This is a genomic window from Aeromonas sp. QDB23 (genome assembly GCF_027707745.1).
Taxonomy (GTDB): Bacteria; Pseudomonadota; Gammaproteobacteria; order Enterobacterales; family Aeromonadaceae; genus Aeromonas; species Aeromonas allosaccharophila.
The window spans coordinates 1-1,903 of the sequence record NZ_JAPCJA010000135.1; the positions used below are offsets into that span (position 1 = coordinate 1).

Annotated in this window: 1 protein-coding gene and 1 pseudogene; one reads left to right on the top strand and one right to left on the bottom strand. The window is 59.7% G+C overall.

Going from position 1 to position 1,903, the window contains the following annotated elements:
- Positions 1-75: 75 nt before the first annotated feature.
- Positions 76-318 (top strand): annotated as a pseudogene (locus tag PG888_RS22780) (hypothetical protein); the annotation flags it as partial.
- 77 nt (positions 319-395) lie between these two features.
- Here the strand turns inward: PG888_RS22780 and glgC are convergent.
- On the bottom strand, positions 396-1,670 hold the full coding sequence (gene glgC / locus PG888_RS22785) for a glucose-1-phosphate adenylyltransferase (protein WP_043852307.1): 1,275 nt from the start codon (positions 1,668-1,670) through the stop codon (positions 396-398).
- Positions 1,671-1,903: the final 233 nt, after the last annotated feature.

Sequence of the window (1,903 nt, forward strand, 5' to 3'; positions counted from 1 at the left end):
GTCCTGCATCGAGAAAACCGACTACCCGTTCCCGGAGGAGTTGGTGCTGTCAACACCGTCCCGGTGAACGGTTACGGGGCCGAGAAGGCACCCGAGCTTGAGCTGGCACAGCTGACCCAGCGCTACGTGGGCTGGTTCCGCGGCACCGTCAACGGCGGCATGCAGATGGCCGAATGGGTCGGTGACTCCGGCGAGAACGTCATCGAGGGTGCCGGCAGCGACACCGACGAAGATGGCGTCCCGCAAGTGACCGCCGCTGGTGGCAAGCACGGCACCGCCATGGTGATGGCCACCAAGGCGCTGATCACCGAAAAATAATCAGCCACTCGCTGAATAGAAAAAGGGAGCCATATCGGCTCCCTTTTTAGTTGTGACGTCTGACGTTGGCAATGGTGTCACCCCAGCTTGGCCAGCATCGGCTTGGTCACCAGCACGATGCCCTGCTCGGAGCGGTAGAAGCGGCGGCTATCCTCGTCTGCATTCTCCCCCACCACCAGGCCGTCTGGCAGCTTGCACCCCTTGTCCACCACCACCCGGCGCAAGCGGCAACCAGCCCCGATCTCGACCCCGGGGAAGATCACCGCCTGATCCAGGGTACAGAAGGAGTGCACCCGCACGTTGGTGAACAACACCGAGTTGAGCACGAAGGAGCCGCTCACGATGGAGCCCCCCGCGAACATGGAGTTGATGGTCATGCCGTGCTGCCCGTTTCTGTCCTGCACGAACTTGGCCGGGGGCGACATGTTCTGGCTGGTCCAGATGGGCCAGTTCTCGTCATAGATGTCGAGCTCGGGCACCACGGAGGCAAGGTCCATGTTCGCCTCCCAGAACGAATCCAGGGTCCCCACGTCACGCCAGTAGGGTTTTTGCCCCTCCTTGGCCCCGACACAGGACATGTTGAACGGGTGGGCAAAGGCCTTGCCCTCCCCCACGATGCGCGGGATCACGTCCATGCCGAAGTCGTGCTTGGACTCCAGGTTGTGGATGTCCTCCTCCAGCAGCTGATAGAGATATTCCGCCTCGAAGATGTAGATCCCCATGGAAGCCAGGGAGACCTGGTCATTGCCCGGCATGGCGGGCGGGTTGGCCGGTTTCTCGACGAAGGCGCGGATTTTGCGCTGCTCGTCGATGTCCATCACCCCGAAGGCGGACGCCTCCGCACGCGGCACCTCGATGCAGGCCACCGTCACCTTGGCGCCGAGGCGCACGTGATCGAGCAGCATAGCGGCATAGTCCATCTTGTAGATGTGATCCCCCGCCAGCACCACTATGTATTTGGGGCCGTAGTCGCGAATGATGTCGACGTTCTGGTAGATGGCATCGGCGGTGCCGCGATACCAGTGCACCTCGTCCACCCGTTGCTGGGCAGGCAGCAGATCGATGAACTCGTTCATCTGATAGCGCAGGAAGGACCAGCCCGATTGCAGGTGGCGCAGCAGGCTGTGGGACTTGTACTGGGTGACCACACCCACCCGGCGAATGCCGGAGTTGATGCAGTTGGAGAGCACGAAATCGATGATGCGGAACTTGCCGCCGAAATGGACGGCGGGCTTGGCGCGGTTGTCGGTCAACTGCTTCAGGCGACTACCACGTCCCCCTGCGAGCACCAAGGCCATACTCTGATTCAATAGTTGCCGTGCTTTGGCTGTGTCTACGGGTTCTTGCAACATATTTACCTCTGCTCTGTTGGGGCTGTTTTCAACCCATCTTCGCTTTTTTCACAAACTATGAAAGTGTTTTCACTCACATTTAGTTGCTTTCCGCCGGTCCTTTTCACGGAGTTGCGTGAGTACTCATGCTTTGTGCCGGCGGCTTGGTTAGAATTTCGTAACTGTTCACCCAGATGGCATTGACAGGAAAAAGTGAGACGATCATCCCTTGATCCACTGTTGCCCCTTGCCTG

Excerpts from the sequence above, each read along its gene's own strand:
- glgC (WP_043852307.1), bottom strand. The coding sequence starts at position 1,670 with ATGTTGCAAGAACCCGTAGACACAGCCAAAGCACGGCAACTATTGAAT.